Source organism: Amycolatopsis aidingensis (assembly GCF_018885265.1).
GTDB lineage: Bacteria > Actinomycetota > Actinomycetes > Mycobacteriales > Pseudonocardiaceae > Amycolatopsis > Amycolatopsis aidingensis.
In genome coordinates, this window is the sequence record NZ_CP076538.1 from 4659437 (window position 1) to 4676724 (window position 17288).

The window sequence follows — 17288 nt, forward strand, 5'->3', positions numbered from 1 at the left end:
TCGTGCCGCCGCAGCACATCGCCAAGTGCCGCGGTGAGCGCGGCCCGGTCGAGGGTGCCGGTCAACCGCAGCGCGAACGGCAGGTTGTAGGCGGGCGAACCGCCGTCCAGCAGGTTGATGAACCACAGCCGCCGCTGGGCGTAGGACAGTGGGAGCGGTTCGGGGCGCGGCATCGGCCGCAGCGGGGCGCGGCCGGTGCCTGCCCCGTCCAGCGTGCCGGCGAGGCCCGCGACGGTCGGCGCGTCGAACAGCGCGCGTACCGGCAGGTCCACGGCGAAGGTGGCGCGCACCCGGTTCACCAGGCGGGTGGCCAGCAGGGAGTGCCCGCCGAGGTCGAAGAAGTTGTCCTGCACCGACACCTCGGCGCAGCCGAGTACCTCGGTGAACAGCTCGCACAGCGTGCGCTCGGTCGCGGTGCGCGGGGCCCGCCCGCCGGTGTCCCCGCGGAACTCGGGCGCGGGTAGCGCCGCCCGGTCCAGTTTGCCGCTCGGGTTCAGCGGCAGCGCTCGCAGCGGCACCACCGCCGAGGGCACCAGGTACTCCGGCAGCACCTCCGCCAGCTGGGCACGCAGGGTCTCGCCGTCCGGTTCGGCTCCGGGCTCGGCGGTCACGTAGCCGACCAGCCGCCGGTCACCCGGCCGGTCCTCGCGCACCACCACCGCGGCCTGGGCCACGCAGGGGCGGGCGGCCAGCGCCGAGCGCACCTCGCCAAGCTCGATCCGGAAGCCGCGGACCTTCACCTGCTCATCGGCGCGGCCGAGGTACTCCAGCTGCCCGTCCGCGGTCCAGCGCACCAGGTCCCCGGTGCGGTAGACCCGGGATCCCGGCGCACCGAAGGGATCGGCGAGGAACCGCTGCGCGGTCAGTCCAGGCCGGTCGTGGTAGCCCCTTGCCAGCCCGGTACCGGCGAGATACAGCTCGCCCGCCACCCCTGGCGGCACCGGCCGCAGGAAGGCGTCCAGCACGTGGCCGCGGATGTTGTCCCGTGGCCTGCCGATCGGCGGGGCGCCGGTCTCACCGCCATCGGCGTACCAGGCGGTGGCGTACACGGTGGCCTCGGTAGGCCCGTAGATGTTGGCCAGCCTGCTGCCCGGCATGGCCGTGCGGATACCTTCCGCCAGCTCGGCTGGCACCGCCTCCCCGGCCAGCACCACCATGCAGCCGTCCGGAACCCGCGCAGCCGCGCTGTCCCCGAGCACCTGGGCGAACGCCGATGGCACCGCGCTCACCAGGCTGCCCGTCCATTCCGGACGCTCCAGCAGGACCAGCACGTCCCGCACCAGCTCGATACCGCCGCCGTTCAGCAGCGGGCCGAACATCTCGAACACCGAGACGTCGAAGTTCAGCGAGGTGGCGGCCAGCACGTGCCGCAGCCCCGCCGCGCCGATCCGGCGGCCTGCCCACCGGGCGAGGTCGACCAGGTTCTCGTGCGGGACCACCACCCCCTTGGGGCGGCCGGTGGAGCCCGAGGTGTAGATCAGGTAGGCGGGGTTGGCCGGGCGCAGCGGCGCACGCAGCTCGGTGTCCTCGACCGGCCCGCGGGCCAGTTCCGCCACCTGCTCCGCGGTCCCCTGCTCGTCCAGTACCAGCACCGGTGCCTGATGCTCCACATCGGACAGACAGTCCGCGGAGTCCCGCATGGTCAGCACCAGGTGCGGATCGGCGTCCGCGAGCATGGTGCGGATGCGCTCGGCAGGGTAGCCGGGGTCGACCGGCAGGTAGGCCGCCCCGGACTTGAGCACCGCGAGTACCGCCACCACCAGCTCCGGGCGGCGGGGCAGCGCCAGTGCGACGAACCGTTCGGGTGCGGCGCCGTGCGCGATCAGCAGCCGGGCCAGCCGGTTGGCGGCCTCGTCCAGTTCCCGGTAGGTCCACCACCGACCCTGCGCCAGCAGCGCGGGGACGTCCTGGTCCTGGCGCACGCGGGCGGCGAAGGCGCGCGGGAAGGTGTCGGCTGCGCCGGGCAGGGTGGTGTCGTTCCACTGCGCCAGCAGCTCGTGTTCGGCCGGGGAGAGCGGGTCGAGCCTGCCGATCGGGGTGGTGACCGCGGTGGCCACGGTGTCCAGCAGCCGCACCAGCCGGTCCAGGGTGGCCGACATCTCCGGTTCGCCGAACAGGTCCGGCCGGTAGGACAGCCGCAGCTCGAACTCGCTGCCGGGAATGGCCATCATGGTCATCGGGTAGTGCGTGGCGTCACTGCTCTCGACATCCACAATGGACAGATCGCAGGGCAGCTCGAGGCCTGCCGGGTCGACCGGGAAGTTCTCGATCACTGCGAGGGTGTCGAACAGGGTGGGGTGCCCGCAGGCCTGCTGGATCTCCGCCAGCCCGAGGTGCTGGTGCCGCAGCAGGGCGGCCTGCTCCTCCTGCAACCGCAGCAGCAGGTCCAGCAGGCGATCGCGGGGTCCGAAGCGGACCCGCACCGGCAGGGTGTTCAGGAACAGCCCGAGCATGGTCTGCACCCCGGGCACCTCGGCCGGGCGGCCGGAGACGGTGGTGCCGAAGACCACGTCCTCGCGGCCGGTCAGGGTGCTCAGCAGCAGCCCCCATGCGCCCTGCAGCACGGTGGCCAGGGTGAGGCCGTGCTCGCGTGCGGTCAGGGACAGCCGTTCGGTGGTCTCCGCGGGCAGGATCCGGCGCACCCGGTGCGGCTGCCGTTGCGGGCCCTGCGCCCGCGCGGGCGCCAGCAGGGTCGGCTCGGCCAGCCCGTCGAGGGCGTGCGCCCATGCCGCCTTCGCCGCCGCGGTGTCCTGGCGGTGCAGCCACGCCAGGTAGGCGCGGAACGGGGTCGGGGCAGGCAGCCCGGCACCCTCGCCGTGGTCGCGGTACAACTCGAACAGCTCGCGTACCAGGATCGGCCCGGACCAGCCGTCCAGCAGAATGTGATGGTTGCTGAGCAGCAACCGGTGCCGGTCCTGGCCGATGGTGACCACGGTGCACCGCAACAGCGGGGGTCTCGCCAGCTCGAACCGTTGCTGCCGGTCCTCGGTGGTGATCCGCTCCAGTTCCGCCTGCCGCCGCGCCTGCGGCAGCCCGCTCAGGTCGAGCCGCCACAGCGGGAACTCGGCCGCGCGCGGCACGAACTGCAGTGGCCGTACCCCGCCGCCGTGCCGGAACCCGGCGCGCAGGTTCGGGTGCCGCTCCAGCAGCGCGGTACCGGCGCGGCGCAGCCGCTCGGTCTCCAGCGGCCCCTCGATGTCCAGCGCCAGCTGCATGGTGTAGAGGTCCGGCTGCCCGGTGTCCAGCGAGGCATGGAACAGCAGGCCCTCCTGCAGCGGCGTGAGCGGAAGGACTTCGTCGATGTCCGGTCTGGTCATTCCGATGCCACCCAGCCTTCGGTGAACTGGTCGAGCTCCTCCTGGGACACCAGCGGCAGATCCGCGAGATCCGTGCCGTCCGTGGTGTCGGTGGTGCCCGTGGTTTCCGTGGTTTCCGTGGCCTGTGCCACCGCCGCGGCGAGGGCGGCGGCGGTCTTGTGCGTGAACACGTCCTGTGCGGTGATCTCCACCCCGGCCGCGCGGGCCCTGCTGACCAGCTGGATGGAGATGATGCTGTCCCCGCCGAGGCGGAAGAAGTCGTCGTCCACGCCTACCCTCGGCAGGCCGAGCACCTCGGCCAGCACCGCGCACAGCGCTTCCTCGGTCGGGGTGCGCGGCGCGCGGCCCCCGGCGCGGGCGGCGAAGTCTGGTGCGGGCAGCGCCCGCTCGTCCAGTTTCCCGTTGCCGGTCAGCGGCAGGCTCGGCAGCACGACCAGCGCGGCGGGCACAAGGTGGTCCGGCAGGTGCCGCGCGGCGTGCGCGCCGATCCGGTCCAGCAGCACGGCCTTCTTCCGGGTGCCGGAGGGATCGTTGGTGTACCGAGAAGGCGGGGCCTGCTCCGGCACGGTGCCGGTGAACACCTCGTGCAGGGCGGCGGGCTCGTGTTCCCCGCGCAGCAGGACCATCTCGAACTCGGCAGGATCGGCGCCGGAGCAGGTGGGCACCGCCCGGTAACCCAGCTCAGCCGCGGCCTCGGCGATGTCCTCCGGGTGCGCGGCGCCGTACCGGGGCGGGTCGAGCAGGCCACGCGCCCCGGCCACCGCCAGGTCCCCGGCCAGCCTGGCGTTCGGGATCCCGGTGACCCGCACGGCCCCCGGCCGCGCCGAGCGCAGCCACCCGAGCAGGCCGCCGAGCTCACCCGGCCAGCCGGTCTGCTGGATCCCGGCCAGCGACACCGCGTCCGGGCGCGCCTTGTGCAGCAGCACGTCGTAGCGGTAGCGGCTGAGCTCGTTGTCGTAACGACCGCGCTTCACCCGGATGTCCACGCCGATGTCGGCCCGGCCCGCGGTCAGGGCGAGGAAGAACTCCGGGGCCACCGCCAGCTCGGACTCCACGGCCAGCGCGTGCTCCAGCTCCGCGTGCAGGTCCGCGTCCTGCTCCTGGCGCGGATCGCCTGCCTTGATCGCGGCGTGCAGGTGCCGCAGCAACCGCTGGTCGCGCAGGTCGCCGAGGAACACGGTGCCGCCGGGGCGCACCAGCTCCAGTGCCCGCAGGGTGACCTCGGCCAGGTAGTCCGCGCTCGGGAAGTACTGGGCCACGGAGTTCAGCACCACGGTGTCGAAGTGCGCATCGGGCAGGCCCTCGGTGACGTGCGCCGGCTGGGCAGCCAGCCGGACCTTCGCCGCGATCTCCGGCCGGGCGTCCACCTCCGCGCGCAGGGTGCGGATCACCTCGCCGGAGAGGTCGGTGCCGGTGTAGCTGGCGCAGTGCGGCACCACCTCAGCCATGATCAGCCCGGAGCCGACCCCGATCTCCAGCACGTGCCGTGGCGCCAGCGCGCGGATCCGTTCCACCGTGCCCGCGCGCCAGGCCCGCATCTCGGGCAGCGGGATCGGTTCCCCGTCGTAGCTGCTGTGCCAGCCGGAGAAGTCCTCGCCGAACGGAGCCGAGCCTGCCGAGCCCTGGTAGGTGGCGTCGTTCAGGCCAGCCCACTGCCGCACGCGCTCGGCCTCGACCTCGGTGTCCCGCGCGGTCAGCGCCGCCGGCTCCGGTACCAGGTAGCCGACCAGCCTGCGCTCCCCCGGCCGGTCCTCGCGCACCACCACGGCGGCCTCGGACACCTCGGGGTGGCGGGTCAGCACGGAGGAGATCTCGCCCGGTTCCACCCGGAAGCCGCGGATCTTCACCTGCTCGTCCGCGCGGCCGACGAACTCCAGCTGCCCCTTGGCGTTCCAGCGCACCAGGTCCCCGCTGCGGTACAGGCGGGAGCCCGGTTCGCCGAACGGATCAGGCACGAACCGGTGCGCGGTCAGCCCCGCGCGGTTCAGGTAGCCGCGGGCCACCCCGGCACCGGCGAGGTACAGCTCCCCCGGCACGCCGACCGGGGCCGGACGCAGCCGGGAGTCCAGCACGTACGCCGCGGCACCCCGCACCGGCCTGCCGATCGGCGGAGCCGGGCCGCCCGCGGGCAGCGGGTCGCTGACTGTGGCGGCCACCGTGGTCTCGGTCGGCCCGTAGGCGTTCAGCAGGCGCCTGCCGGGGGCCAGCCGGTCCACCAGGCCGGTGGTGAGCGCCTCACCACCGGAGACGAGGCAGCGCAGGGTGGACGGCAGCGGCTCGGGCAGGGTGGCGGCCACGGCCGCGGTCAGCTGCACGTGGGTGACCGCGTGCCGCTCGATCAGCGCCGCGAGGTCCGGCCCGGCGGGCTGCCCCTGCGCGAGCACCAGCGCCGCACCGGAAAGCAGCGCCATGGTGAGGTCGCCCATGGCCACGTCGAAGCTCGGGGAGACCGCCTGCAGCAGGCGGGCGGTGGGGTCGAGGGCGCACCGCTCGATGTGGTCGGCCGCGAGGTTGGTGATCCCGCTGTGCTCCACCACCACGCCCTTGGGCCTGCCGGTGGAGCCCGAGGTGAAGATCGTGTACGCGGCGTGCCCTGGACGCAGCGGGCCCCGCCGCCGCGCGTCGGTGAGCGGGGTGTCCGGCAGCCCCTGCTCCGGCCGCGCGTCCAGGAACTCCTCGTCCAGCACGAGTACCGGGCGTACATCCGCCAGCAGCATGGCGATCCGCTCGGCCGGGTAGGAAGGGTCCACCGGCACGTACACGCCGCCTGCCTTGAGCACCGCGAGGGTGGCCAGCACGGACCGGACCGAGCGCGGCAGCCGCACCGCCACCGGGCGCTCCGGGCCGACCCCGCGCGCCACCAGTGCGTGGGCCAGCCGGGTGGAGCGGATGTCCAGTTCGCGGTAGGTCAGCCGCTGCTCGCCCGCGATCACGGCTGGCCGGTCCGGGGTGCGGGCGACCTGCTCGGCGAACAGCTCCGGCAGGGTGCGCCCCTGGTACGCGGGGGCGGTGTGGTTCCACTCCGACAGCACGCGCCCGCGTTCGCCCGGTTCCAGGATGTCGATCTCGCTCAGCGCCTGGTCCGGGTCGGCGACGGCGGCGGCAAGCAGCCGGGTCAGCCTGCCGGTCAGCGCGCGCACCGTGGCGCGGTCATAGAGGTCGGTGGCGTACTCCACCCCGCAGGCCATCCCGGCCGGGCTCCCGTCGGGGTGGTGCTGCTCGCGGAAGTCGAACAGCAGGTCCAGTTTCGCCGAGTGGGTCGCGGCGGGTTCGATCCGGCCGTGCACCTCCGGCAGGTCCAGCTCGGGTTCCACGTTGTTCTGGAACCCAAGGCCCACCTGGATCAGCGGGTGCCTGCCTGCCGAGCGCGCCGGGTTGAGCACCTCGACCAGCCGCTCGAACGGCACATCCTGGTTGGTGAAGGCGGCGAGGCCGTGTGTCCTCGCCTGCTCCAGCAGATCCGCCACGGTCGGGTCGCCCGCGGTGTCGGTGCGCAGCACCAGGGTGTTCACGAAGAACCCGATCAGGTCGTCCAGTGCCTCGTCGGTGCGCCCGGCGATGGAGATGCCCAGCGGGATGTCCGTCCCGGCGCCGAGCCTGCTGAGCAGGGCGGCGAGTGCCACCTGCACCACCATGAACAGGCTGACGTCGTGCGCCCTTGCCAGCCGGACCAGCCCGGCGTGCAGTTCCTCTTCGATGGGGAAGGGCAGGGTCTCGCCGTGGTGCGAGGCGACGGTGGGGCGGGGCCGGTCCGGTGGGAGGGTGACCTCCTCCGGCAGCCCGGCCAGCCGCTCGGTCCAGTACCGCAGCTGCGCGGAGATCGCGGAGTCCGGATCGGACTCGCTGCCGAGCAGCTGCCGCTGCCACAGCGTGTAGTCCGCGTACTGCACCGGCAGCGGGGCCCAGTCCGGCTCCCGGCCCGCGCGGCGCGCGGTGTAGGCAGCGCCGAGGTCGCGGGCCAGCGGTGCGAGGGACCAGCCGTCCCCCGCGATGTGGTGCACCGCGAGCAGCAGCGCGTGCCGCTCGGTCCCGGTGCGGAACAGGCGGGCGCGCACCGGTGGTTCGACGGCCAGGTCGAAGGGGATGCTCGCGGCCGCGCTCAGCTCGGCGTCCACCCCGGCCGCCGTGGTGTCCACAATGGGCAGTTCCGGTCGCGCATCGGCCACGTCCAGCACGTGCTGCCTCGGGGTACCGCCGGTTTCCGGGAACACCGTGCGCAGCGCCTCGTGCCGGGCCAGCAGGTCGCCGATGGCGGCCCGCAGGGCATCGGGGTCGAGCGCGCCGGTGAGCCGGATGACGATCGGGATGGTGTAGGTGCCGCCGCGTTGCTCCATCCGGCTGACGAACCACAGCCTGCGCTGGGCATAGGACAGCGGGACCTCGGCGGGGCGGGGCAGCGGGCGCAGCGCCCTGCGCGCGCGCTCGGTCTCGGTGAGCACCCGCTCGGCGAGCCCGGCCGGGGTCGGCGCCTCGAACAGGGCGCTGATCGGCAACTCCACCTCGAACACGGTGCGGATGCGGCTGACCAGCCGGGTCGCCAGCAGCGAGTGGCCACCGAGGTCGAAGAAGTTGTCCCGCATGGCGACCGTGGGCAGGTCGAGGATCTCCGCGTACAGCCCGCAGAGGATCTCCTCCTCCGGGGTGCGCGCAGCCCGGCCGCGGCCGCCGGTGAACTCGGGTGCGGGTAGCGCCCCGGTGTCCAGCTTCCCGTTGCCGGTCAGCGGCAGTTCCGGCACCGCGACGAACGCGGCGGGCACCATATGGTCCGGGAGCCGGGCCGCCAGCTGCCCGCGCAACTGCGGGGTGTCCGGTGCGGTCGTGCCTGCGGACGGCACCAGGTAGCCAACGATCCGCTTGTCTCCAGGGTTGTCCTCGCGCACGACGACCGCGCAGCGCTCGACGCCGGGGCAGCCTGCCAGCGCGGCCTCGATCTCGCCCAGCTCGATCCGGAAACCGCGGATCTTCACCTGCTGGTCGGCGCGGCCGAGGTAGTCCAGGCACCCTGGCCGGTCGGTGCGCCACCGGGCCAGGTCGCCGGTGCGGTACATCCGCGCGCCCGGCGGGCCGTACGGGTCGGCCGGGAACCGGTGGGTGGTCAGGCCCGGCCTGCCGTGGTAGCCGAGGGACACCCCGCCGCCGCCGACGTACAGCTCCCCGGCGCCGCCGGGGGCGACCGGGCGCAGCGCGCTGTCCAGCACGTAGACGCGCAGGTCGTCGATCCCCGACCCGATCGAACTGGCGCCGCCCAGCGCCGCCCGGGCCGCGTCCAGCCGCAGGTAGCTGACGTGCACCGTGGTCTCGGTGATGCCGTACATGTTGACCAGTACCGGGCTGTCCTCCTGGTGCCGGGAGTACCAGTCGGTGAGGCTTCCCAGCTCCAGCGCCTCGCCGCCGAACACCACGTAGCGCAGGGCCAGCGCGTCCCCGAGGTCCTGCCGTTCCCGCTGCGCCCTGACCAGCTGGTGGAAGGCCGATGGGGTCTGGTTCAGCACGGTCACCCGCTCGCGTACCAGCAGCTCGAGGAACTCCTCTGGCGACCGGCTGACGGTGTAGGGCACCACCACCAGGGTGCCGCCGTGCAGCAGGGCACCCCACATTTCCCAGACCGAGAAGTCGAAGGCGCAGGAGTGGAACAGGGTCCACACATCGCCGGGGCCGAAGTCGAACTTGCCCGCCGTGGCCGTGAACAGCCTGGCGACGTTGGCCTGCGTGACCACGACGCCCTTGGGCTTGCCGGTGGAGCCGGAGGTGTAGATGACGTAGGCGGGGTGGGCCGTGGTCACCGGGCCGCCGCGCTCGGCCGCGGTCGGCGCGGTGGCAGACATACCGGCCAGTTCGGCCGCCACGGCGGGATCGTCCAGCAGCAGGGACCGGCCGTCCGCGGCGAGTCCGGTATCCGTGGTGGTGAGCACCACCACCGGGTCGGCGTCGGCGAGCATGAACTCCAGCCGCGCCCGCGGGTAGTCCGGGTCCAGCGGCACGTACGCCCCGCCGGCCTGCACCACCGCCAGCAGCGCCACCACCAGGTCCGGGGTTCGGGGCAGCGCGACCGCGACGAACCGGCCGGGTCCGGCGCCGTGCCGCAGCAGCAGGTGCGCCAGCTGGTTGGCCCGCGCGGCGAGTTCGGGGTAGCTGAGGGATTCGGTGCCGTGACGCACGGCGGTGGCCGTGCCCGCGGTCGCGGCCGCGGCGGCGAACAGCTCCGGCAGGGTATCGCCTGCCCCAGCCCTTTGGCCGTCCACAATGGCCGAGTTGCGGCCTGCCCCGCCCCATTCGTCGAGCACCAGGCGCCGCCGCGGCTCGTCCAGCAGGTCCAGGCGGCCGAGCCGTTGCCGCGGTTGCTCCGCGAAGGTGTCCAGCAGCCCGGCCAGCAGCTCGTGGTGCTGCCGGGCCGCGGGCTCGGGGTACAGCTCGGGGTTGCCGACCAGGTCGACCCGGAAGCCGCCGTCCGGTTCGCCGAACACGACCAGGGACAGGTCATCGTCATGCCCGTGCACCAGCCGGTGCACGGTGGTCGGCAGCCCGCCGAGGCGCACCTCCTCGGCGTGCACCCCGAGGTTCAGCCGGGGGCCGAGCAGCCTGCCGTCCGTGCCGAGCAGCTTCAGGTCGCGGCGCAGGTCCTCGTACCGGTACCGCTGGTGGCGGGTGGCCGCACGCAGCGCGCGGGCGCTGCGGCGGATCAGGTCGGTCACGGTCAGGTCGTGCTCGACCGCCACCCGCACACCGACCATATTGGACACCATGCCGGGGACCGACCTGGCCACTTCACCGGTACGGGCGGCGACCGACAGCGCGATCACCACATCCGGGTTACCGGTGACCCGGTGGGTGTATGCGGCCATGGCGGCGAGGAACACGGCGGGCCATGCGGCTCCGGCCTGCGCGGCGACCTCGCGGATCCGTTCGCCCCGCGCGGGGTCCAGGTCCCTGGTCAGCCGGATCAGGTCGGGCGGCAGCGCGGTGGGCTTGCCGGCCAGCCCTGGCACCTCGGGGCGGTCGGCGAACAGCTCGGTCCAGAACGCCTGGTCGGTCCGGTACCGCTCGGACGCGCGGTAGCTTTCGTCCTCGGCGATCAGGTCGGCCAGCGGCGGGAAGGCGCCGGCCGCCTGCTCGCCGCCATCGACCGCCGCGGTGTACAGCTGCGCCACCCTGCGCAGCACGAGCCCGGCGCCGAACCCGTCCAGCACCAGGTGGTGGTAGCGGTAGTACCAGAAGTGCCTGCCGGGGGCGAGCCGGAACAGCACGAACCGGAACAGCGGCCCGGTGTGCACGTCCACCGGGGTGCCGATGTCGGCGTCCATCCTGGCCCTTGCGGCCGCCGCGGGATCGGTCTCCCCGCTCAGGTCCACGGTCTGGATCGGCCACTGTGCCCAGTCCAGCACCGGCAGGATCGTCTGCACCGGGCCGGAGCCGTCATCGGTGAACCGGACGCGCAGCGCCTCGGTCTCGGTCACCACCTGCCGCAGCGCGGCCTCGAACTCGGCGACCGCGAGCTCGCCGTGGATCTCGAGATAGGCGGCGGCGTGGAAGGTGGCGTTGGGGCCGCTCAGGTGCTGCGCGTACCAGATTCCGGCCTGCCCCGCGGTCAGCGGCAGGCTCTCCGGCGTGTGCTGCTGTCCCGCCATCTCAACCTGCGGTGCCGAGCAGCGCCGCCTGGGTGTCCGCGTCGAGCGTGGCCACGGTGCCTGCCAGTTCGCCCCTGCTGATCGCGTACCCGTGCACGATGCTGGCCGTGGCCGTGCGCACCAGCTCCCCGCCGCGGCGGACGTAGCTGTCAGCGCGGGCGGTGTAGATGATGTCCTTCAGCACGTCCTGCACGGTGAACACGGTGTGCACCGTCTCGTCCATCCACACGTCGTCCAGCAGCTGCACGCGAGCCCGGGACACCACCGGGATCCACGAGCGCTCGGCCAGCAGCCTGCCGATCTCCAGCCCGCGGTCGTACAGGAAGCGGTCCACCACCTCCTCCACGGCGCGGACATAGGCGGAGTGCTGCAGCCGGTCGGAGAAGTGGCAGTAGACGTAGGACGCGCGCCAGGACCACAGGTAGGAGTTCGACCCCTCCGGGGCGAGCACCTCGGCCACGTCCTGCCCGGAACCCACGGGGAGGGAACCGGCCTCGTCGTGCCGCAGCTGCGCCACCTCCGCGACCACGTACGGCTCAAGGAAGCTGGGCACCGGCTCGGTACCGGAGCCGTCCTTCACCGGGACCAGCGCGGCGCGCACCTTCCCGGTGAGCGCGGTGACGTTCCGGCCGTCCCGCTCCACGGTGAGCTGCACCGAGAACGGCATACCCCGGTCCGGCCGCGGGGTGCCGGACACCACGGTGGCGCACACCTCGTCGTCCACCTCGAGGGTCATCGGCAGCTGGACCGAGGAGTCCACGATCTCGAGCCCGAGGCCGTACCGGTGGTACAGCGAGCGCGCACCGACCCCGCGTTCCCTGAAATACTCGAGAATCGCCTCCTCGACCAGGTACATGAAATTCTTGAATCCGATCCAGGTACGAATGTTCGCGCCCTCGTACCGCGGCCTGCAGGCCAGGCTCGTCGGCTCACCGTCGAGCAGTTTCATCCTCGAACCCTCTCCACATTCGCCCGGCGGCGCCAGGCCCGCCGACGGCCACCGCAGCCAGTCGGTGATGTCCTTGCACAACTGATCGGCCTGTTGCATATGGCAGAAATGCCCGTACGAGCGGCGAGCCCGCACGGTCGCGGCCGGCATGGCGACGGCAAGCGCGTCCGCCCGCGCCAGCGAGAGCCCCTCGTCCCCTTTACCCATGATTACCAGCGTGGGTACCGAGACGCAGCCCAGGTTCAAGTTTCCCGATTCGGCGAACTCCGCGAAGAAGACCGGGAACAGTTCCGGCATGAGCCGTTCCAGGAACTTGCCCGCCATTCCGGCCGCGATCTCGGGGTCCAGCCCGGCCAGCCGCGTTCCGGCGGACAGCCGCATGCCCTCGGTGAGCACCTTGCGGAAGGCGCCGCGGGCGCGGCGTTCCAGCTGCGGCCCCACGGCGAACCCCGCGGGCCGGTAGAACGGCGCCACCAGCACCACCGAGGACAGGCCGGTGTCCTCGGTGGTGGCCAGGTGGGTCAGTATCGCGTTGGCGCCGAAGGAATGCCCGATCACGGCATCCGGTGGTTCGGGCAGCAACCGCAGCGCCCTGCGCACCCATTCGGCCGGGGTGCCGCGCCGCCGCCAGGCCGGATCGGCGCCCGAATGCCAGGGCAGCCGGATCGAGTACGGCCGCACCCCGGTGAGCCGCCCGGCGACCGCCTGCCAGCTACGCCAGGTGTCCTCGATGCCGTGCAGCATGGCCACCGCCCGGCCCGTGCCGGGTCCGCGCCACACCTCCAGCCCGTCCGCACCGCTGGCCACGCGCTCCCAATCGGTGTCTGTCCCAGAACGCGCGACACGATCGGCTCGGCCGGGCTCGGACTCCATCGCGTCGTCAGCTTCGCAGCTCATGCGCCCGGCCTCGGCGCTCGTGGGCTTCGCCCCGCGCGTTCTTCCACTCACCTCAGATGACGAAGTCCAGTTCGGGAACGGGTCCTCAGACACGGCCGACCTCCGCGGCGAGGTACCCGTCCGCCTCGCTGCCACAGTGGACGGTCAGGGTCTGCTGTGTATCCGCGGCAGGCAATCGTCCGGCGGCGAGTGCGAGCCGTACCACCCCGCTGGCGCCGTACAACACGTCCAGCCCGTCGCTTTCGCCTGCGGGCGCATCGGTGTCGCGGACCGGCCCGAGCCAGGGCGCAGGAGAGTCCCGCCCGCCGAGCAGCACGCAGGCGGCACCCGCGCGCAGCCGCCCACCGGCAAGTCCGGTGGCCACCGGATCCTCCGGTTCCACCCCCACCACGAGCGCACGCCGGGCGCGGCCGGAGCGCAGCAGCAGCGTCGCCAGCCGGACCGCGTCCAGCCCGGCGGTGGCGCCGCTGCACACCGCGAGATTCGGCCCGGTGAGGCCGTACCAGATCGCGACCGTGCTGGCAATCACGTTGCTGGAGGCGTTTGGCGCGTCCAGCGGGCTGACCGCCTTGACCCCGCCCTCGCGAACGTCGTCCACGATGCCGCAGACCGTCTGGACGTTGCCGAGGTTGCAGGCCACCAGCACGGCGGTGCCCTCGGCCTGTGCCACCGGCTCCGCGGGGCGCACCGGGGGCAGCCCGAACATCCGGTGCACCGCGCACAGGGCCAGCAGGGTCGCCGGTTCCTTGCCGAGCAACCCCTTGCGGCCCAGTACCTTCCGCGCCTCCTGCGGCGGCTCGGCCGGGTGTGCGGGCAGTCCGGGAAGGTCGTCGGCGGACCAGCCGGGCAGGTGCACGGCGGCATCGAGCACGGCCACGCCGGTGTGCTCGTCCCGCCCGGTCACGATCGCATCCCGGTCCGGACGAGCAGCACGCCCACGGAGCCGTCCGACGAACGCGAGCTGAGCAGGAACAGCTCCGACTGCGCGCCCGCGCGGTGCGCGGCGAGCACACAGGCCAGTTGCAGGCCGCCGAAGGCCGCCCCGGACTCGCCGACCGCATCGGCCACCGCGATCCGCGGCGCCGTGGAACCGACTACCTCGTCCAGCGCCCGCGACTCGGCGCCGTCCAGCGCGGGCATGCCGTTGCCACCGGTGCAGACCGTGCCCACCTGGTCCGGCCGCACCCGCGCGCGGTGCAGCGCGCGGTGCAGGCAGGCCGCGAACCCGGCCGTATACCGGGCGGGATCCTCACCCGGCGGGTCGAAACTGCCGACCTCGGCGGCAAGGATCTCCGCCAAGGGCTCGTCTCCGGCGGCGCGCACCGCGGCCGCGCTGCGCACGACGAACACCGCCGCGCCCTCGCCAGGGGGCAGGTCGCCGCCCTCGGCGGCCTGGATAGCGCGCACCGCCCAGGCGTGCTGCGGGCTGAACTCCTCCACCGTCCCGGCGAGCAGGGTGTCGGCGTAGCCGCAGCCGATCAGGTTACGGCCGTACCGCAGCACTTGGGCCATTGCGGTGGTGCCACCGGCAACGGTGGAGTTGGGGCCGTGCAGGCCGGTACGGATCGCGGCCTGCCCGGCCACCGAGTTCATCACCGCGTTCGGGAACAGCACGGGATTGACGTGGTAGGGCCGGTGTTCGGTATGGGTGGCCCTGCTGTAGTCACTGGTCGACTTCATACTGCCGTGCGTGGTGCCGAGGGTGATGCCGATCCGCGCCCGGTTGCCGTCATGCACGTCCAGGCCCGCGTCCGCCAGCGCGAGGGTGCAGGCGAGCAGGCCGAGCCCGGTGCCGCGGTCCAGAAAGGAGGTGCCCTTGCGACCAAGGTGCTCGCGCACACTGAACCCGGTGAGGGCGTGCCCTTCGGGTCCCGGCAGGTCGTCCTCGAACAGCTCGCCGGGTTCCGCAGGCGCCTGCCGGTGGCCAGCGAGCACCCCGGCCAGCGGTTCCGGCCCGATCCCTGCCCCGCCGACCACCCCGAACCCGGTGATGGCCAGCGCGCCCGCAGGGACCTCGGTTCCGCCCGGGTGCGCGGCCTGCCGCGCCGCCGCGGTCACGACGGCCGTCCCAGGATCACGATGGCGTTGTTCCCGCCGAAGGCGAACCCGTTGATCTGCGCGATGTCCACCCGCGCCTGGCGCGCGATGTTCGCCACCGGGTCCACCGGGGCCATCTCCGGATCGGCGGTGGAGAAGTTGATGGTCGGCGGCAGGAAGGAATGGGTGATGGCGAGTGCGGCGGCGATGGCGCCGTGCCCGCTCGCCGCACCCATGGTGTGTCCCAGCATCGACTTCACCGAACTGATTGGCGGCGGCTGCGCGCCGAACACGTCCCCGACGGCCCCGGCCTCGGTCAGGTCGTTGGTCTCGGTTCCGGTGCCGTGCGCGCAGATGTAGTCCACATCGGCCGGTTCGATCCCGGCATTGCGGTGGGCGAGGCGCATGCATTCGGCGACGCTGGCCCGTTCCGGCACCACCATGTGGTGCGCGTCGCAGTTCATTCCGTAGCCGAGCACCTCGGCGTACACCCTGGCGCCCCGGGCCTCGGCGGACTCCCTGCTCTCCAGGAACAGGCCCGCGCCCCCTTCCGCGGTGATGATCCCGGAACGGTCCCGGTCGAACGGGGCGCACACCCGCTCGGCCAGCGCACCGAGCCGGTAGAAGCCCGCATGCGACCAGCGCATCACCGAGTCGGCGCCGCCGACCACGGCGTAGTCCAGTTCCCCGGTACGGATCAGGTCGTAGCCGTAGCCCAGCGCGTAGTTGCTGGCCGAGCAGGCGTTGGACAGCGTGACCGCGTCCGCGGTGAGCTCGAGTTCCCGGTTCACCGCCAGGGAGAGGCGGGCCGCCGAGACCTGGCGGAACCACTCCGGTGGCACCCCGCCGAACCCGCCTGCGGCCAGCGACTCCTCGGTGACCCGTTCCAGCACCCCGGACTCGCCGGCGGTGGTGCCCATGCAGGACCCCGCGGCGGCCGTGGCAAGTTCCGCCTCGGAAATCCCGGCGTCGGCGACGGCCAGCCGCGCCGCGGCTGCGGCGAACAGGCTGGCCCGGCCCCATTCCTCGGCCTTCAGCCGGGTGAGGTAGAGACCGGGGTCGAAATCATGTACCTCACCGCCCATGACATAGGGGAACCCCTCGGTGTCGAAGCCGGCGATCGGTGATACGCCGCTACGCCCCGCCCGCAACGCATCCGCGTAAGCCGTGGAACCGATGCCGATACTCGACACCGGCCCCACGCCGGAAATGACGACCCGCCGCATCCGTTGCCCAAAGCCCCGCTCAGGCCTGCCAGCCTGCGTGCGCGGCGACCACGTCGTAGACCGAGACCACGTTCACCATCTTCGGCAGCTCGGACTGCGGGATGTCCACCTTGAAGCTCTTCTCCAGCCGCGCCAGGATCTCGACCGCACGCAGCGAGTCGGCGTCGTGGTCCTCGACGAAAAGGCTCTCGTCGGTCAGTTCGTCCGGCTCCAGTTCGAGGACCGTCGCGACGATGTCGCGAATTTCGTCGAGCTGCCCTCGTTTGGTGTCGACCGTCACGGTGAAACCACCCTTCTGATATCACGATAGAAACGAGATAATTTTTCCCCAGGTGCCGGCGGGCGTTGTCGTCCCCGAACCCGGCATCGTTGTTCAGTAAACCAGTTCCACCGGCACGGGACCACGAAACACGAATTTTCGTATCGTCCTTGACAGCCACCGCGACGAACTGATTTTTCGCTACCTCACGTCACAACGAGTATCCGCCGTCCACCTGGACCACCTGGCCGGTGATGTAGCTTGCCTTGCCCGAGGCGAGGAACGACACCAGTTCGGCCACCTCGTCGGGGTTGCCGACCCGGCGCATCGGGATGGCCGACAGCGCCTTGTCCCGGACCTTGTCCGAGAGTCCGGTCGTCATGTCGGTCTCGATGAGCCCGGGGGCCACCACGTTGACCCGAATTCCGTACGGCGCCAGCTCCTTCGCCAGGGACATACTCATTCCCTGAATTCCGGCCTTCGAGGCCGAGTAGTTCGTCTGTGTGGCGTTGCCGTAGACACCGGCGATGGACGATAGGTTGACGATGACGCCTTCCTTGCGTTTCATGAAATCGAACACCACACTGCGGCACACGTTGAAGGTGCCGTTCAGGTTGGTGTCCACAACCCTGTGCCAGTCCTCGTTCTGCATGAGCACCAGTGGGCCGTCCCGGACGATCCCGGCCGAGTTCACCACGACCCGCACCGGCCCGAGTTCCTCCGCCGCCCTGCCGACGAACTTCTCGACCGCGGCGAAGTCGGACACGTCCACCTTCGCCGGCAGGGCGCGCCTGCCGTGCTCGGTGATCATCTTTTCGGTCAGCGCTGCGGCCTCACCGTCGCTGTGGTAGCAGAACGCGATGTCGTAGCCGTCGGCGGCCAGCCGGGCGGCCACCGCGCGCCCGATCCCGCGGGATCCGCCGGTCACGATCGCGCAATGTTCTTGAGTCACGAAACCGCTCCCTCACAGGTCGCTGG

The 17288-nt window shown here is 72.4% G+C and carries 8 protein-coding genes (1 of these 8 cut by a window edge); all 8 read right to left on the bottom strand.

The genetic code is table 11. From position 1 onward, the window contains the following. Positions 1–3317: the beginning of a non-ribosomal peptide synthetase gene (locus KOI47_RS21365; protein ID WP_216206356.1), read on the bottom strand. It extends 7660 nt beyond the left edge of the window; 3317 of the gene's 10977 nt are visible here — the first part of the coding sequence; it begins with the start codon at positions 3315–3317; the stop codon falls past the left edge of the window. Beyond that, positions 3314–10942, bottom strand: a complete 7629-nt coding sequence (locus KOI47_RS21370) for a non-ribosomal peptide synthetase (protein WP_216206359.1) — start codon at positions 10940–10942, stop codon at positions 3314–3316. The genes KOI47_RS21365 and KOI47_RS21370 overlap by 4 nt, the downstream gene beginning before the upstream one ends. A gap of 1 nt (position 10943) precedes the next feature. Then, the gene (locus KOI47_RS35790; protein WP_232376153.1) at positions 10944–12698 is read right to left on the bottom strand and encodes an alpha/beta fold hydrolase; all 1755 of its coding nucleotides are present in this window, start codon (positions 12696–12698) and stop codon (positions 10944–10946) included. A 175-nt stretch (positions 12699–12873) separates the two neighbouring features. Beyond that, a complete protein-coding gene (locus tag KOI47_RS21380) occupies positions 12874–13692 on the bottom strand; it encodes a beta-ketoacyl synthase N-terminal-like domain-containing protein (RefSeq protein ID WP_216206362.1) in 819 nt (272 codons plus the stop codon). Continuing rightward, a complete protein-coding gene (locus KOI47_RS21385) occupies positions 13689–14846 on the bottom strand; it encodes a beta-ketoacyl synthase N-terminal-like domain-containing protein (protein ID WP_216206365.1) in 1158 nt (385 codons plus the stop codon). The genes KOI47_RS21380 and KOI47_RS21385 overlap by 4 nt, the downstream gene beginning before the upstream one ends. Beyond that, positions 14843–16051, bottom strand: a complete 1209-nt coding sequence (locus KOI47_RS21390; RefSeq protein ID WP_216206367.1) for a beta-ketoacyl-[acyl-carrier-protein] synthase family protein — start codon at positions 16049–16051, stop codon at positions 14843–14845. Before KOI47_RS21390 ends, KOI47_RS21385 begins: the two co-directional genes overlap by 4 nt. A gap of 19 nt (positions 16052–16070) precedes the next feature. Further along, a complete protein-coding gene (locus KOI47_RS21395; protein ID WP_216206371.1) occupies positions 16071–16331 on the bottom strand; it encodes an acyl carrier protein in 261 nt (86 codons plus the stop codon). A gap of 190 nt (positions 16332–16521) precedes the next feature. Then, on the bottom strand, positions 16522–17262 hold the full coding sequence (gene fabG, locus KOI47_RS21400) for a 3-oxoacyl-[acyl-carrier-protein] reductase (RefSeq protein WP_216206374.1): 741 nt from the start codon (positions 17260–17262) through the stop codon (positions 16522–16524). Between the last annotated feature and the right edge of the window lie 26 nt (positions 17263–17288).

Excerpts from the sequence above, each read along its gene's own strand:
- KOI47_RS21390 (WP_216206367.1), bottom strand. The coding sequence starts at position 16,051 with ATGCGGCGGGTCGTCATTTCCGGCGTGGGGCCGGTGTCGAGTATCGGC.
- KOI47_RS21370 (WP_216206359.1), bottom strand. The coding sequence starts at position 10,942 with ATGGCGGGACAGCAGCACACGCCGGAGAGCCTGCCGCTGACCGCGGGG.